The sequence below is a fragment of the Streptomyces sp. NPDC060002 genome, assembly GCF_042737245.1.
In the GTDB taxonomy this organism is placed as follows: domain Bacteria; phylum Actinomycetota; class Actinomycetes; order Streptomycetales; family Streptomycetaceae; genus Streptomyces.
The window spans coordinates 1-14994 of record NZ_JBHWUW010000020.1 but is presented as its reverse complement, the minus strand read 5'-3'; the positions used below and the strand labels follow the sequence as shown (position 1 = coordinate 14994).

Here is a 14994-nt window from a genome sequence, read left to right as displayed (position 1 = left end):
CCGACACACCCGGATGGGCCGGTTCAACCACTGTGAAGAGTGGTTGAACCGGCCCATTCGCGTTAACTCGCCCGCGTCGGGGCATACGGTCTACGCCCCCTCTCGATCATGTCGAGGACGACACTGCGTGGGAGGTACCCCGTGAGCAGCACCCTCTTCCGGACGAAGAAGGTCGAACAGTCCATCCTCGACACCGAGGAACCCGAGCACGCGCTCAAGAAATCCTTGTCCGCGCTCGATCTGACCGTCTTCGGTGTCGGCGTCATCATCGGCACCGGCATCTTCGTCCTGACCGGCACGGTGGCCAAGAACAACGCCGGTCCCGCCGTCGCTCTGGCCTTCGTGGTGGCCGGGGTCGTCTGCGCGCTCGCCGCGCTCTGCTACGCCGAGTTCGCCTCGACCGTGCCGGTGGCCGGCTCGGCGTACACCTTCTCGTACGCCTCCCTCGGAGAGCTCCCCGCCTGGATCATCGGCTGGGACCTGGTCCTGGAGTTCGCGCTCGGCACGGCGGTGGTGGCCGTCGGCTGGTCCGGGTACATCGCCTCGCTGCTCGACAACGCGGGCTGGCACCTGCCGGCGGCGCTCAGCGGCAGAGAGGGAGCCGACGGCTTCGGCTTCGACATCCTGGCCGCCGCCCTCGTCCTGGTGCTGACCGTCATTCTCGTGATCGGCACGAAGCTCTCCGCGCGCGTAACCTCCGTCGTGGTCGCCATCAAGGTGACCGTCGTCCTGACCGTGATCATCGCGGGCGCCTTCTTCATCAACGGCGACAACTACGACCCCTTCGTCCCGAAGGCGCAGGCCGTCGATGCGGGCAACGGACTCCAGTCCCCGCTCATCCAGCTGATGTTCGGCTGGGCGCCCTCCAACTTCGGCGTGATGGGCATCTTCACCGCCGCCTCCGTCGTCTTCTTCGCGTTCATCGGTTTCGACGTCGTCGCCACGGCCGCCGAGGAGACCAAGAACCCGCAGCGCGACATGCCCCGCGGCATCATCGGCTCCCTCATCATCTGCACGGTCCTGTACGTCGCCGTGTCGATCGTCGTCACCGGGATGCAGCACTACACCAAGCTGTCGGTCAGCGCCCCGCTCGCCGACGCCTTCAAGGCCACCGGGCACCCCTGGTTCGCGGGCTTCATCAGCTTCGGCGCCGCCGTCGGCCTGACCACCGTCTGCATGATCCTGCTCCTCGGCCAGACCCGGGTCTTCTTCGCGATGAGCCGCGACGGACTGCTGCCGCGCTTCTTCTCCCATGTCCACCCGCGGTTCAAGACCCCGCACCGGCCGACCATCCTGCTCGGCGTCCTCATCGCGATCCTCGCCGGCTTCACCAGCCTCAGCGAACTCGCCGAGCTGGTGAACATCGGCACCCTCTTCGCCTTCGTGGTCGTCGCGCTCGGCGTGATCATCCTGCGCAGGTCCCGTCCCGACCTGCCGCGGTCCTTCCGGACCCCATGGGTGCCCTTCCTCCCGATCCTGTCGGTGTGCGCCTCGCTGTGGCTGATGCTCAACCTGCCCGCCGAGACCTGGCTGCGGTTCGGCATCTGGATGGTCATCGGCTTCGTCGTGTACTTCCTCTACGGCCGCTCGCACAGCCGTCTGGGACGGCGGGAGAAGGCGACCGCCGGCGGGGCCGTCGAGCCGGGCCGCGACGACACCGTGTGACGCCTGTGGAGCCCGGCCCCGCACTGTCCACGCGGGGGCCGGCTCCGGTGGGTCCTCGCCGCTTCGGCCGCGCGCCGCTTCAGTCCCGTACCGAGCGCGGGCCCGTCACGTCCGCGCCCAGCTCCGTCACCCGGCGGCGCAGCTCGCGGTCGGCCGTGACGACCAGCCGGGAGCGCTCCACGGACCCGGCGACCAGCTCGACGACACGGTCGTCCCCGCTGCCGGGCGCCGCCTCCACCCGGACGCCGGGCACCGGCTCCACCCCGCGGGCCGCGCCCTCCACGACGAGGACGATCTCCAGGGGACCCTCGTGCCCCCGCAGCCCGTCCACGGCCAGCCGGTCGCGCAGGCGCTCCGCGGCCCCGCGCCGGTCCCGCCACCACCCGTCGGGCACCGACCCGACGACGTTCGCGGCGTCGACGATCACGAGCAGCGCGGCGTTGTCGTCCATGGGCCCAGCGTCGCACGGACGGCCCCGCGGGAGTGACCCTCGCGCAGGCGCCGCGAAGGGGCCGACATAAAGTGATCGGGTGAACGGCGACTGGCTCATACGCGGCCGCGACGGGCGGCTCGGTGTCTATCTGACGTCGGACGACGCCGTCCTGTGCCGGGCGGAACGTACCCCGGGCGGGCCCTGGGAGGCCCCACGCAGGGTGGGCGGCGACCAGAAGGTCTGTCCGGCCCCGGCCGTCGGCCAGGGCGCCGACGGCTACGCGCATCTGGCCTCCTGGCGGCCCACGGTGAAGGGGGAGGCGGGCCTGGTGCACTCCGCGCACTTCCGGCCGCACCTCGCCGCCCTGGACTGGACGCCCATCGGCCATCCCAACAAGAAGGGCGACCGCACCGGCACGCCCGCCGTCGCGGTGGACGCCCAGGGACGCGCGCATGTCTTCGCCCCCAACATCGGCACCGGACTGTGCATGGTCGCCCAGAAGGAGAAGGGCGGCTGGGACCCGTGGCGCGACCTGAAGGGGCAGGGCGTCGAGGGGCCGCCGATCGCGGTGACGGGGGAGTCCGGCTGCGTCCAGGCGTACGCGGCCGTCTCCGGTGGGATCCTGCACTGGCGCCAGGAGGCGCCGGGCGCCCAGCCGGTGCTCCAGGAGCCCCTCAAGGCACCGGTCAGGCCCCGTACCCTCCGGGCGCTGGCCACCTCCCCGGAGCACACCACCCTCTTCTACACCGACGACTCCGGTGACGTGTGCGCGTGGCGCCCCGGTACCGAGCCCGTCTCCGTGCTCGCCGCCGCCGGACCCGGCCCGGTCGCCGCGATCCGCACCGAACTCGACGGTCACGACTGCACGTTGCTCGCCCAGCGCTCCGCGAGCGGCAGGGTCGCCTTCGCGGCGTATCCGACCGAACGGGAGTCGGCGGGCGCCTGGTGGGCCGAGTCGGGCCCCCAACTGCCCGCCGACGCCGTGGTGGCGCTCGCCAAGGACCACGAGGAACGGGTGGTCGCGGCGGCCCTGTCCCCGTCGACCGGTCTGCTCCAGCTCACCCGCCGCAAGGACGAGCCCGGCCTGGCCCTGATGGCCTGGCGGACGGTGTGACGCGGAACAACGGCTGACGCTCCCGACAGAGCGGCTCGAGCGCAGGAAAGAGGGCCTCCGCCACCGGCGGAGGCCCTCTTCACGTCCTGGGACGCAGGACGGCTGTAACGGTGACGACGGTTACGCCGGAACCGAGGCCAGGCCCGGCGCCAGGAACTTCGTGCCGTTCACTCGCTCGGATACACCCTCGCGGTCCAGGTACGGCGTGATGCCGCCCAGGTGGAAGGGCCAGCCGGCGCCCGTGATCAGGCAGAGGTCGATGTCCTGCGCCTCGGCGACAACGCCCTCGTCGAGCATGAGCCCGATCTCCTGCGCCACCGCGTCCAGGACACGCGCCCGCACCTGCTCCTCGGTCAGGACGGTGTCGCCCTGCTCCAGGAGCGCGGAGACCTCGGGGTCCAGCTCGGGCTTGCCGCTGTCGTAGACGTAGAAGCCGCGCTTGCCCGCCTTGACGACGGCCGCGAGGTTCGGGGAGACCGTGAAACGGTCCGGGAACGCCCGGTTGAGGGTTTCCGAGACGTGCAGACCGATCGCCGGACCGACCAGCTCGAGGAGCACCAGCGGGGACATCGGCAGGCCGAGCGGTTCCACCGCCTTTTCCGCCACCTCGACCGGGGTGCCCTCGTCGATGACGTTCTGCACCTCGCCCATGAAACGGGTGAGAACGCGGTTCACGACGAACGCCGGGGCGTCCTTCACCAGAACCGCGGTCTTCTTCAGCTTCTTGGCGACGGCGAAGGCGGTGGCCAGCGAGGCGTCGTCGGTCTGCTCGCCCCGGACGATCTCGAGGAGCGGCAGGATCGCGACCGGGTTGAAGAAGTGGAAGCCCACGACCCGCTCGGGGTTCTTCAGCTTCGACGCCATCTCGGAGACCGACAGCGAGGAGGTGTTCGTGGCGAAGATCGCGTGCGCCGGGGCGACCGCCTCGACCTCCGCGAACACCTGCTGCTTGACGCCGATCTCCTCGAACACGGCCTCGATGATGAAGTCCGCGTCGGCGAACCCCTCGGCCTTGTCCAGCACACCGGTCACCAGGGCCTTCAGGCGGTTGGCCTTGTCCTGGTTGATGCGGCCCTTGCCGAGCAGCTTCTCGATCTCGGCGTGGACGTAGCCCACACCCTTGTCGACGCGCTCCTGGTCGATGTCGGTCAGCACGACCGGCACCTCGAGACGGCGCAGGAACAGCAGCGCGAGCTGCGAGGCCATCAGGCCCGCGCCCACGACGCCGACCTTGGTGACCGGACGCGCCAGGGACTTGTCCGGGGCGCCGGCCGGGCGCTTGCCGCGCTTCTGCACCAGGTTGAACGCGTAGATGCCGGCGCGCAGTTCGCCACCCATGATCAGGTCGGCGAGCGCGACGTCCTCGGCGTCGTAGCCCTGCTGAAGGTCGCCGTTCTTGGCGGCGGCGATGATGTCGAGGGCGCGGTAGGCGGCCGGGGCCGCGCCGTGCACCTTGCTGTCCGCGACGAACCGGCCGCGTGCGACTGCCTGGTCCCAGGCCTCACCGCGGTCGATCGCCGGGCGCTCGACCTCGACGTCGCCCTTGAGGACGTTCGCCGTCCAGATCAGCGACTGCTCCAGGAAGTCCGCCCCCTCGAAGATCGCGTCGGCGATCCCCAGGTCGAAGACCTGCTGGCCCTTGAGCTGCTTGTTCTGGTTGAGGCTGTTCTCGATGATCACCGAGACGGCCTTGTCGGCGCCGATCAGGTTCGGCAGCAGGGTGCAGCCGCCCCAGCCGGGCACCAGGCCGAGGAACACCTCGGGGAGGGAAAACGCGGGAAGCGCCTTCGAAACAGTGCGGTACGCGCAGTGCAGACCGACCTCGACGCCGCCGCCCATCGCCGCACCGTTGTAGTACGCGAAGGTCGGGACCGCGAGGCCCGACAGGCGCTTGAAGACCTCGTGGCCGCCCTTGCCGATGGCGAGCGCGTCCTGGTGCTCCTTGAGGAGCTCGACGCCCTTGAGGTCCGCGCCGACGGCGAAGATGAACGGCTTGCCGGTGACGCCGATACCGACGATCTCGCCGGCCGCGGCCTCCTTCTCGACCTGGTCGATCGCGGAGTCGAGGTTCGCGAGGGACTGCGGGCCGAAGGTGGTCGGCTTGGTGTGGTCGAAACCGTTGTCCAGCGTGATCAGGGCGAAGCGCCCCGCGCCGAACGGCAGGTCCAGGTGACGGACGTGCGCCTGGGTGACGACCTCGTCCGGGAACAGCTCGGCTGCGCCCTTCAGGAGTTCGGTGGTGCTCACTTGTCGCCTCCGGCGGACTCGAAGTGCGGGTTCTCCCAGATGACCGTGGCGCCCATGCCGAAGCCGACGCACATGGTGGTCAGGCCGTAGCGGACGTCGGGCTGCTCCTCGAACTGGCGGGCCAGCTGCGTCATCAGACGGACGCCGGAGGAGGCCAGCGGGTGACCGAAGGCGATCGCACCGCCGTACTGGTTGACGCGCTCGTCGTCGTCCGCGATGCCGTAGTGCTCGAGGAAGGCCAGGACCTGGACGGCGAAGGCCTCGTTGACCTCGAAGAGGCCGATGTCGGAGATGGACAGACCGGCCTGGGCCAGTGCCTTCTCCGTGGCCGGGATCGGGCCGTAGCCCATGACCTCCGGCTCGACACCCGCGAAGGAGTACGAGACGAGGCGCATCTTGACCGGCAGGTTGTTCTCGCGGGCGAAGTCCTCGGACGCGATGAGGGAAGCGGTTGCGCCGTCGTTCAGACCGGCCGCGTTTCCGGCCGTGACCCGGCCGTGGACACGGAACGGGGTCTTGAGACCGGAAAGGTTTTCCAGCGTCGTTCCCGGGCGCATCGGCTCGTCGGCGGTGACCAGGCCCCAGCCCGTCTCGCCGGCGTCCGGGTTGGTGCGGCGGACCGAGACCGGCACCAGGTCGGCCTGGATCTTGCCGTTCGCGTAGGCCTTGGCGGCCTTCTCCTGCGAGCGCACGGCGTACTCGTCGGCGCGCTGCTTGGTGATCTGCGGGTAGCGGTCGTGCAGGTTCTCGGCGGTCATGCCCATGAACAGGGCGGACTCGTCGACCAGCTTCTCGCTGACGAACCGCGGGTTGGGGTCGACGCCCTCACCCATCGGGTGGCGGCCCATGTGCTCGACCCCACCGGCGATGGCGATGTCGTAGGCGCCGAAGGCGACGGAGCCGGCGACCGCGGTGACGGCCGTCAGGGCGCCCGCGCACATGCGGTCGATGGAGTAGCCGGGCACGGAGGTCGGCAGACCGGCCAGGATGCCGGCGGTACGGCCGATGGTCAGGCCCTGGTCGCCGATCTGCGTGGTCGCGGCGATGGCGACCTCGTCGATCTTCTTCGGGTCGAGACCGGGGTTGCGGCGCAGCAGCTCCCGGATCGCCTTCACGACGAGGTCGTCGGCCCGGGTCTCGTGGTAGATGCCCTTCGGGCCCGCCTTGCCGAACGGGGTACGGACGCCGTCGACGAAGACGACGTCCCTGACGGTACGAGGCACGATGGCTCTCCTCCAGGTGCGGGATGGCACTGCTGCGGCACGCAAACGCTGAGCGCGCGCTCAGGACCCATGCTACTTGTGGGTAACGTAGCTGCCCAGTCCCGGAGGGCCAAGCGGCGAACGTCACACCCGGAACGGGTCGGAGGTCACCCGCGCACGCAGCCCCGCGGCGGCGCCGTCGAGCCCCGCGGTGTCAGGACGGGCGTCGGCACGGGATGCGATCCCGTACCCGACCCGGTGATCACGCCGAACAGCGTCCGCGCCGCCTCCGCGCCGAATCCGTGCACGTCATGGCTCATCGCGGAGAGCGTCGGATGAGTGAGCCGGCACAGCTGGGAGTCGTCCCAGGCGAGGAGGGAGACGTCGCCCGGCACCCCGAGCCCCATCTCGGCGGCGACGGCCAGCCCGGCCACCGCCATGATGTCGTTGTCGTAAACGATTGCCGTCGGCCGGTCCGCCGGGGCGGCGGTCAGCATCGACCGGGTCGCCCGTGCCCCCGCCTCCCCGGAGTAGTCCGTGGCTACCTGCCACGCCCCGGCCAGCCCCAGAGTCCGCGCCGCCGCGTCGAAGGCCGCGGTCCGCATCACCGTGTGCCCGAGCGCGGCCGCGCCCCCCACCCGCGCGATCCGCCGGTGCCCGAGCGCCGCGAGATAACGCACCGCCTCCGTCACCGCCGTCGCGTCGTCGGTCCACACGGACGGCAGGCTCCCGGTCAGCGTGGGGTGCCCCACCGCGACCACGGGCATCCCGAGCCGCTCGGCCGCCGCCACCCGGGGATCGTCGGCCCGGAAGTCGACCAGGATCGAGCCGCCGATCTGGCGCCCGCGCCACCACGACTCCAGGAGCCCCGACTCCTCCTCGACGGTGCGTACCAGCCTCAGCAGGAGCGAACAGGAGTGCTCGGTCAGCACGCTCTCCACCCCGGAGACGAACTCCATGTAGAACGGTTCCAGGCCCAGCATCCGCGCCGGCCGGCAGATCGCGAGCCCCACCACGTCCACCCGCGAACTCGACAGCGAGCGCGCCGTGAGGTTCGGTTCCCAGCCCAGCTCCCGCGCCGCGGCGAAGATCCGGTCCCGGGTCGCCTCCGACAGCCCCGGCTTGTGGTTGAAGGCGAGCGACACGGCACCCTTGGACACGCCGGCGCGCGCCGCGACCTCCTTGATGGTGACGCGGGGCGAGGGGGACGCTGTCATCGAGCGGGCTCCTGGCAGTACAGCGCGGCCCGGGCGGCGGCGGCATCCGGAGTCTCCCAGCCCTCGACCCCGATGGTCACCCGTTCCCCGGGCAGCAGGGTCACGAGCCCCCGGTCGGCGCGCGCCTTTGGCCCCAGCCGGTCCGCCTGGAGCAGCAGATCCCGTACGAGGGTGTGGGCCGTCACCGTGACGCTCCCCGGCGCCACGGCCACCTCGAACTGCGGCTCCTTGTACGGGATGTCGCGGTCGGGCACCGGAAAGCGCACGGCCCGCAGCCCGTCCGCGTCCGCCACCAGGAACTCCTTCGCCCCGGCCGGCTCCAGCTCCGCCGGCACCCGCACCTCGCCCACCACCCGGGCGCCGACCGCCAGTTCCACGCTCGCCGCGCCGATCACCTCGCCCTCCACGGACAGCCGCCGCAACGACAACGTGCCCGCCCACGGCTCGGCCGACTGGTTGACGGCCGCCAACACCAGCTCGGCACGCCGCACTTGGAACGTGAGCAACCGGTCCGCATAGAGCCGCCGCAACTCGTGGTACAGCGGTTTCTCCCTCCCGTCCCCGTCTATCGCCGCCCAGGAGGTCACCGGCCAGCAGTCGTTGAGCTGCCAGACGATCGTGCCCGCGCACACCGGCCAGTGCGACCGCCAGTGCTCGATCCCGGTCGCCACGGCCCGCGCCTGGTTGACCTGCGTGAGGTAATGCCAACGGTCGAAGTCCCCGTCAGGGACGATGAAGTGACGGGCGAGGCCGCGCTCCAGCTTGCCGTTGCCGTCCTCGGCCTTCTGGTGGTGCAGCATGCCGGGGGAGTCCGCCGCGAGCTCCTCGCCCGGCAGCGCCCGCCGCAGAGTCGCATGCGCGGGCGGTGCCTGCCAGCCGAACTCGGCTACGAAACGCGGCACTTCACACCGGTACTCGGCGTAGTCCTGCCGGTTCCACACTTCCCACGAGTGGTGCGTCCCGTGCGCCGGGTCGTTCGGATGGTGCTCCCATGACCCCGACCACGGACTCCCCGCCGTGTACGGCCGGGTCGGATCCAACTCGGCCACGACGCGGGGAAGCACGCCCAGGTAGTACCCCTCGCCCCAGGAGTCCCCGCCGAGCCGCTCCTCCCACTTCCAGTCTCTGAACCCCCACAGGTTCTCGTTGTTGCCGTTCCACAACACGAGCGACGGATGCGGCATCAGCCGTACGACGTTCTCGCGGGCCTCCGCCTCCACCTCGCCCCGCAACGGCTGCTCCTCGGGATAGGCCGCGCACGCGAACGGGAAGTCCTGCCACACCAGCAGGCCCAACTCGTCGCAGGCGTCGTAGAAGTCCTCGCTCTCGTAGATACCGCCGCCCCAGACCCGGACCAGGTCGACCCCCGCGTCGGCCGCCTGTCGCAACCGCTTCCGGTAACGCTCCCGGGTCACCCGGGACGGAAACACATCGTCCGGTATCCAGTTCACGCCCCTGGCGAAGAGCCGCTCCCCGTTGACAACCAGGGTGAAACCGGTTCCATGGGCGTCCGCGGAGGTGTCCAGTCCGACGCTGCGGAACCCGACGCGCCGCCGCCAGACATCGAGCGGCGCACTTCCGTGATGCAACGTCAACTCGACGTTGTACAACGGTTGCCCGCCGTATCCGCGCGGCCACCACAGTTCCGCGTCCGGCACCTCGACGCGCACGACACTGCTGGTTCCCGTCACCTCGGCGCGCACCGACCGCCCCGCCACCCGGGCCTCCAGCGTGAGCCCGGCCTCCACCCGGGTCCGCTCCACCTCCACCCGCAGCTCGACGATCCCCACGCCCTCTTCGACCCTCACCAGCGGGCGCACCCGGGCGAGCCGTGCCGTCGACCAGCGCTCCAGCCGTACCGGCCGCCAGATCCCGGCCGTCACCAGGGTGGGCCCCCAGTCCCAGCCGAACGAGCACGCCATCTTGCGGAGGTACTGGTACGGCTCGGAGTAGGCGGCCGGGCGGTCACCGACCTTGCCGCGGACGGCCTCCGCCTCGGCGTAGGCGGAGACGAACCCGACGGCCAGCGGTCCCTCGAGCCCCGTCACGTCGAAGCGGTACGAGCGGTGCATGTTCCGTACCTTGCCGAGGAGTTGACCGTTCAGGGTGATCTCCGCGACCGTGTCGAGTCCGTCGAAGACCAGGTCGGTCTGCTCGTGCCCGGACGGCACGGCCGGCAGCTCCCTCTCGTACGTCCACTCGCGCCGCCCCACCCACGCGACCTCGTTCTCACCCTCGCCGAGGAACGGGTCCGGGATCACCCCGGCGGCGAGCAGATCGGTGTGCACACAGCCGGGCACCACGGCCGGAAGCGGCTTTCCCCCGTGCCGCAGGTGCCATCCGTCGTCGAGCGGTGAGGCCTCCAGCATGCGCACTCCCTAAACCGGTCAAGCCCACAACTGAGCGCCACTTCTGCATCGTTGGCGGGAATCGGACTTTACCGGTTGAGAAAGCGCTGTCAGAGTGCCGAATCAGCCAACCCGCTTGTGCTCGACCAACCCGCACGTGCTCGTCCGTCCCGAGAACATCCCGAGAACGGAAGTGATGCACATGAACCGCCGTACAGTCACGGTCCTCGCCACGGTCGTGGGAGCCGCCCTGCTGCTCCCGGGCTGCACCGGCACCGGAGGCAGCGCGAAGGGCGCGGACGCCAAGGCGCCCGACGACCCCTCGAAGGTCAGCGGAACCATCACCGTCCTCACCGTGCGCACCGACCTCGTGCAGGACGGCACGATGAAGAAGTACGCCGCCGAGTTCAACAAGACCTATCCCAAGGTCAAGGTGGAGTTCCAGGCCCTCACCAACTACGAGGCCGAGATCAAGATCCGGATGAACACGGACGACTACGGCGATGTCCTGCTGATCCCCGCGGTCATCAAGAAGGACGACTACCCGAAGTTCTTCGCCTCCCTCGGGACCGCCGCCGAACGCGGCAAGAAGTACCGCTTCACCGACTTCACCACCGTCGACGGCAAGGTCTACGGCCAGAGCCCGGTCGGTGTGATGCCCGGCTTCGTCTACAACAAGCGGGTCTGGAAGGAGGCGGGGGTCACCGAATGGCCCACCACCCCGGCCGAGTTCCTCGCCGACCTGAAGGCGATCAAGGCGAGGACCGACGCGGTTCCCTACTACACCAACTTCGCCGCGCAGTGGCCGCTGACCTCGTGGACGTACGTCGACGGCGCGGTCCACTGCGACCCGCAGGCGACCACGAAGCTCGCCGAGGACGACCCCTGGGCCGAGGGCTCCGACCTGCGGGTCGGGGACACGCTGTTGCACGACATCGTCAAGCGGGGCCTCGCCGAGAAGGACCCGACGACCAGTAACTGGGAAGAGTCCAAACCCCGGACGGCCAAGGGCGAGATCGCCACCCAGTGGCTCGGCACCTGGGCGATCATCCAGTTCCAGGACGCCGCGAAGAAGGCCGGCGTGAACCCGGACGACATCGGTTTCATGCCGTTTCCCGCCCAGACGGACGGAGCCTTCTGCGCGACCGTGGGCCCCGACTACAACCAGGCCGTGAACGTCCACTCCCCGCACAAGGAGGCGGCCCGCGCCTGGATCGACTGGTTCACCGACACGTCCGGCTACGACAAGGACAACCTGGCGATCTCCCCGCTCAAGGACGCGGCCATGCCCGAGGTGCTGAAGCCGTACGAGGAGGCGGGCGTCAAGCTCATCGAGCTGGACGACTCCGCGGGCGCGAAGGTCAAGCTCATCGACGACCAGTCCGAGGTCGGCATCTACAAGCCGGAGTACCGCCAGGACCTCGTCGATCTCGCACGCGGCGCCAAGAAGGGCAGCCTGGACGACTTCCTCGGTGACCTGGGCAAGAAGTGGACCGAGACGCAAGCGAACGTGAGCGACTGATGGCGCACGCGCACACGCACACCCCGGCGCACCGTGAGCAGAGGGACCCCGAGGCCGTGAAACCGGTTTCGGAGTACGCCGCTCCCGCGCCGGCCCCGCGCCGGGCGCGCACCTGGCGGCTGGTGACCCCCTGGCTTTTCCTGCTCGCCCCGCTCGCCCTGCTGATCACGTTCACCTACGCGCCCATCGCCAACATGGTGGCCTACAGCTTCACCGACTGGGACGGCGTGAGCCCCGAACTGCACTACACGGGCGCCGAGAACTACACGGAGATCTTCACCAGGGAGGACCTCTTCCAGGTCTTCTGGGTAAGCGGCTACTACCTTGTTGCCTCGGTGATCCAGATCGTCGCCGCGCTTTACTTCGCGACGATCCTGAGTTTCACCGTCCGTTTCCGGAACTTCTTCAAAGGCGTGCTCTTCTTCCCATCCCTGGTGAACGGCGTAGCAATCGGTTTCGTCTTCCTCTACTTCTTCCAGGACGGCGGCACCCTCGACACGGTTCTCGGCCTCTTCGGATACCACACCGACCACGCCTGGCTGGGCACCCCGGCCTCGGCGAACGTCTCGCTCGCGGGCGTCTCGATCTGGCGCTACCTCGGTATGAACTTCGTCCTGTTCCTCGGCGCGATCCAGTCCATCCCGGGGGAGCTGTACGAGGCGGCCGAACTGGACGGTGCCGGCCGCTGGCACCAGTTCCGCTACATCATCCTGCCCGGCATCAAGCCGGTGCTGACCCTGACGGTGATCCTGTCCGTCTCCGGTTCCCTCTCGGCCTTCGAGATCCCGTACATCATGACCGGCGGGGCGACCGGTACCGAGACCTTCGTGATCCAGACCGTGAAGCTGGCCTTCCAGTTCAACAAGACGGGGCTCGCCTCGGCGGCGGCGGTCGTGCTGCTGCTGATCATCCTGCTGGTGACCTGGGTGCAGCGACGTCTCGTCCCCGACGACAGGGTGGACCTCGTATGACACGCCGTGCCGTGGCCCGGACTCTCGTGTACGTGTCGCTGATCGCCGCGACGCTGGTCGTCCTGCTCCCGCTGGGCGTCGTACTCCTGACATCGCTGAAGACCGAGAACGAGACGGCGAACGGCAGCGGGGCGCTCACGCTGCCGCACGACCTGTTCAACTTCCACAACTACGTGACGGCGTTCCAGGACGGCGGAATGCTCACGGCGTTCGGCAACACCGCGTTCATCCTCGTCGTCTCGGTCGGCGGAACCGTTCTCATCGGGTCGATGACGGCGTACGCGATCGACCGGTTCACCTTCCGTTTCCGAAAACTGGTGATCGCCCTGTTCCTGGTCGCCGCGCTGGTTCCCGGGGTGACCACCCAGGTGGCCACCTTCCAGATCGTCCACAGCCTCGGCATGTTCGACACCCGTTGGGCCCCGATCGCGCTCTACATGGGGACGGACATCGTCTCGATCTACATTTTCCTGCAGTTCGTGCGCTCGATCCCGATCTCGCTGGACGAAGCCGCCCGGCTCGACGGAGCCAATGCCTTCACGATCTACCGGAAAATCATCTTTCCGTTGCTGAAACCGGCAATTGCGACGGTCGTGATCGTGAAGGGGATCGCCGTCTACAACGACTTCTACATCCCCTTCCTCTACATGCCCTCACAAGATCTTGGCGTGATCTCGACGTCCCTGTTCCGCTTCAAGGGCCCCTACGCCGCCCACTGGGAAACGATCTCGGCAGGAGCGGTGCTGGTCATCCTGCCGACACTGATCGTCTTCCTCGCCCTCCAGAAATACATCTACAACGGTTTCATGAGAGGAGCGACGAGGTAACCGCTTGCGGTTCGCGCAGCTTCGTGGGGCTCGCGCAGCTCCTGCTCAGGCACCCGGACGGGGCGGCGCCGGTCAGGCATCCTCACCCGACAGCGCTTCGGCGAGCACCGGCGCGACCTGCTCCACCTGCCACGGCCGCGCCCCGTACGAAGCGAGTGCACCGGCGACGGCTTCCTCGTCGGCCGCCGGAGGCTCCCAGCAGACCCGCCGCACCGCGTCCGGAGCGATCAGGTTCTCCTGCGGCATGTTCAGCTCCTCGGCCAGCGCGGAGACGGCGGTCCGCGCCGCGGACAGCCGCGCCGCCGCCACGGGGTCCTTGTCCGCCCAGGCCCGCGGCGGCGGCGGGCCCGCCACCGGCTGCCCCGGCTGCGGCAGCTGCGACTCGCTCAGCGCCTTCGCCCGGTCGACCGCCGCCTGCCACTGCTCCAGCTGGCGCCGGCCCATCCGGTGCCCGAACCCGTTGAGGGCGGCCAGCGCCTGCACGTTCACCGGGAGCGACAGCGACGCCTCCACGATGGCGGCGTCCGACAGCACCTTCCCCGGCGACACGTCCCGCCGCTGCGCGATCCGGTCCCGCGTCTCCCACAGCTCCCGCACGACACCCAGCTGCCGCCGCCGGCGGACCTTGTGCATGCCGGACGTACGGCGCCACGGGTCCTTGCGGGGCTCGGCCGGCGGGGCGGACGCGATGGCGTCGAACTCCTGGCGGGCCCAGTCCAGCTTGCCCTGCCGGTCCAGCTCCTTCTCCAGCGCGTCGCGCAGGTCGACCAGGAGCTCGACGTCGAGAGCCGCGTACCGCAGCCAGGGCTCGGGCAGCGGCCGGGTGGACCAGTCCACCGCGGAGTGGCCCTTCTCGAGGACGAAGCCCAGCACTCCCTCGACCATCGCGCCGAGGCCGACCCGCGGGAACCCGGCGAGCCGTCCGGCCAGCTCGGTGTCGAACAGCCGCGTCGGCACCATGCCTATCTCGCGCAGACACGGCAGGTCCTGGGTCGCCGCGTGCAGCACCCATTCCGCGCCGGACAGCGCCTCGCCGAGCGCGGAGAGGTCGGGGCAGCCCACGGGGTCGATCAGTGCGGTGCCGGCGCCCTCGCGACGCAGCTGCACCAGATAGGCGCGCTGTCCGTAGCGGTAGCCGGAGGCGCGCTCGGCGTCCACGGCGACGGGGCCGGTACCGGCGGCGAAGGCGGCGATCACCTCGGCGAGGGACGCCTCGTCGGCGATCACGGGAGGGATGCCCTCGCGCGGTTCGAGCAAAGGTGTCGGCGCCCCGGAATCAGCTGATCCGCCGTCGTCCGGAGGGGCGCCTCCGGTGGTTCGCAGTGAACTGGCTGCTGCGGTTTCTTGGGCGTCGGTCACCTGTCAAGGGTATCTGTGTATGGACGGCGCCCGCCCCCGGAACCTTACGGAGGGGGGGGGCGGGGGGTGGGTAAAAAGTAAAGTCCGGG

At 69.8% G+C, this 14994-nt stretch carries 11 protein-coding genes; 5 read left to right on the top strand and 6 right to left on the bottom strand.

Annotation, left to right across the window (positions count from 1 at the left end; all coding sequences use genetic code 11):
- Positions 1–141 precede the first annotated feature (141 nt).
- Positions 142–1665, top strand: a complete 1524-nt coding sequence (locus ACFWBD_RS19305; protein ID WP_385667965.1) for an amino acid permease — start codon at positions 142–144, stop codon at positions 1663–1665.
- A gap of 79 nt (positions 1666–1744) precedes the next feature.
- On the opposite strand, the gene ACFWBD_RS19300 is transcribed toward ACFWBD_RS19305, so the two are convergent.
- Positions 1745–2116: an NTP pyrophosphohydrolase gene (locus ACFWBD_RS19300; protein WP_385667963.1), complete on the bottom strand. Its 372-nt coding sequence runs from the start codon at positions 2114–2116 to the stop codon at positions 1745–1747.
- Between the two features lie 79 nt (positions 2117–2195).
- Here ACFWBD_RS19300 and ACFWBD_RS19295 point away from each other — a divergent pair, with 79 nt between their 5' ends.
- Complete coding sequence (locus ACFWBD_RS19295; RefSeq protein ID WP_385667961.1) at positions 2196–3212, top strand: hypothetical protein; 1017 nt, start codon at positions 2196–2198, stop codon at positions 3210–3212.
- A 120-nt stretch (positions 3213–3332) separates the two neighbouring features.
- Here ACFWBD_RS19295 and ACFWBD_RS19290 read toward each other — a convergent pair whose 3' ends face one another.
- The 4 genes from ACFWBD_RS19290 to ACFWBD_RS19275 form a co-directional block, all read right to left on the bottom strand.
- Positions 3333–5459, bottom strand: coding sequence for a 3-hydroxyacyl-CoA dehydrogenase NAD-binding domain-containing protein (locus ACFWBD_RS19290; protein ID WP_385667959.1), 2127 nt, complete (start codon positions 5457–5459; stop codon positions 3333–3335).
- Positions 5456–6682, bottom strand: a complete 1227-nt coding sequence (locus ACFWBD_RS19285) for an acetyl-CoA C-acyltransferase (RefSeq protein WP_351759388.1) — start codon at positions 6680–6682, stop codon at positions 5456–5458. The genes ACFWBD_RS19290 and ACFWBD_RS19285 overlap by 4 nt, the downstream gene beginning before the upstream one ends.
- A gap of 146 nt (positions 6683–6828) precedes the next feature.
- Positions 6829–7878, bottom strand: coding sequence for a LacI family DNA-binding transcriptional regulator (locus tag ACFWBD_RS19280; protein ID WP_385667957.1), 1050 nt, complete (start codon positions 7876–7878; stop codon positions 6829–6831).
- Complete coding sequence (locus tag ACFWBD_RS19275) at positions 7875–10247, bottom strand: glycoside hydrolase family 2 protein (protein WP_385667955.1); 2373 nt, start codon at positions 10245–10247, stop codon at positions 7875–7877. The genes ACFWBD_RS19280 and ACFWBD_RS19275 overlap by 4 nt, the downstream gene beginning before the upstream one ends.
- 181 nt (positions 10248–10428) lie before the next feature.
- Here ACFWBD_RS19275 and ACFWBD_RS19270 point away from each other — a divergent pair, with 181 nt between their 5' ends.
- From ACFWBD_RS19270 to ACFWBD_RS19260, 3 genes are read left to right on the top strand one after another with little or no spacing between them, the layout of a single operon-like run.
- Positions 10429–11748, top strand: coding sequence for an extracellular solute-binding protein (locus tag ACFWBD_RS19270; RefSeq protein ID WP_385667953.1), 1320 nt, complete (start codon positions 10429–10431; stop codon positions 11746–11748).
- Positions 11748–12719 carry a carbohydrate ABC transporter permease gene (locus ACFWBD_RS19265; RefSeq protein WP_385667951.1) on the top strand — a complete coding sequence of 324 codons (972 nt, stop codon included), beginning with the start codon at positions 11748–11750 and terminating at the stop codon, positions 12717–12719. Before ACFWBD_RS19270 ends, ACFWBD_RS19265 begins: the two co-directional genes overlap by 1 nt.
- Positions 12716–13546 (top strand): carbohydrate ABC transporter permease, encoded by an 831-nt coding sequence (locus ACFWBD_RS19260; RefSeq protein WP_385667949.1) that lies wholly within the window; start codon positions 12716–12718, stop codon positions 13544–13546. The genes ACFWBD_RS19265 and ACFWBD_RS19260 overlap by 4 nt, the downstream gene beginning before the upstream one ends.
- A gap of 72 nt (positions 13547–13618) precedes the next feature.
- On the opposite strand, the gene ACFWBD_RS19255 is transcribed toward ACFWBD_RS19260, so the two are convergent.
- Entirely contained in the window at positions 13619–14905 is a 1287-nt protein-coding gene (locus ACFWBD_RS19255) for a ribonuclease D (protein WP_385667947.1), read from the bottom strand.
- Between the last annotated feature and the right edge of the window lie 89 nt (positions 14906–14994).

Excerpts from the sequence above, each read along its gene's own strand:
- ACFWBD_RS19280 (WP_385667957.1), bottom strand. The coding sequence starts at position 7,878 with ATGACAGCGTCCCCCTCGCCCCGCGTCACCATCAAGGAGGTCGCGGCG.
- ACFWBD_RS19300 (WP_385667963.1), bottom strand. The coding sequence starts at position 2,116 with ATGGACGACAACGCCGCGCTGCTCGTGATCGTCGACGCCGCGAACGTC.
- ACFWBD_RS19275 (WP_385667955.1), bottom strand. The coding sequence starts at position 10,247 with ATGCTGGAGGCCTCACCGCTCGACGACGGATGGCACCTGCGGCACGGG.
- ACFWBD_RS19260 (WP_385667949.1), top strand. The coding sequence starts at position 12,716 with ATGACACGCCGTGCCGTGGCCCGGACTCTCGTGTACGTGTCGCTGATC.
- ACFWBD_RS19270 (WP_385667953.1), top strand. The coding sequence starts at position 10,429 with ATGAACCGCCGTACAGTCACGGTCCTCGCCACGGTCGTGGGAGCCGCC.
- ACFWBD_RS19265 (WP_385667951.1), top strand. The coding sequence starts at position 11,748 with ATGGCGCACGCGCACACGCACACCCCGGCGCACCGTGAGCAGAGGGAC.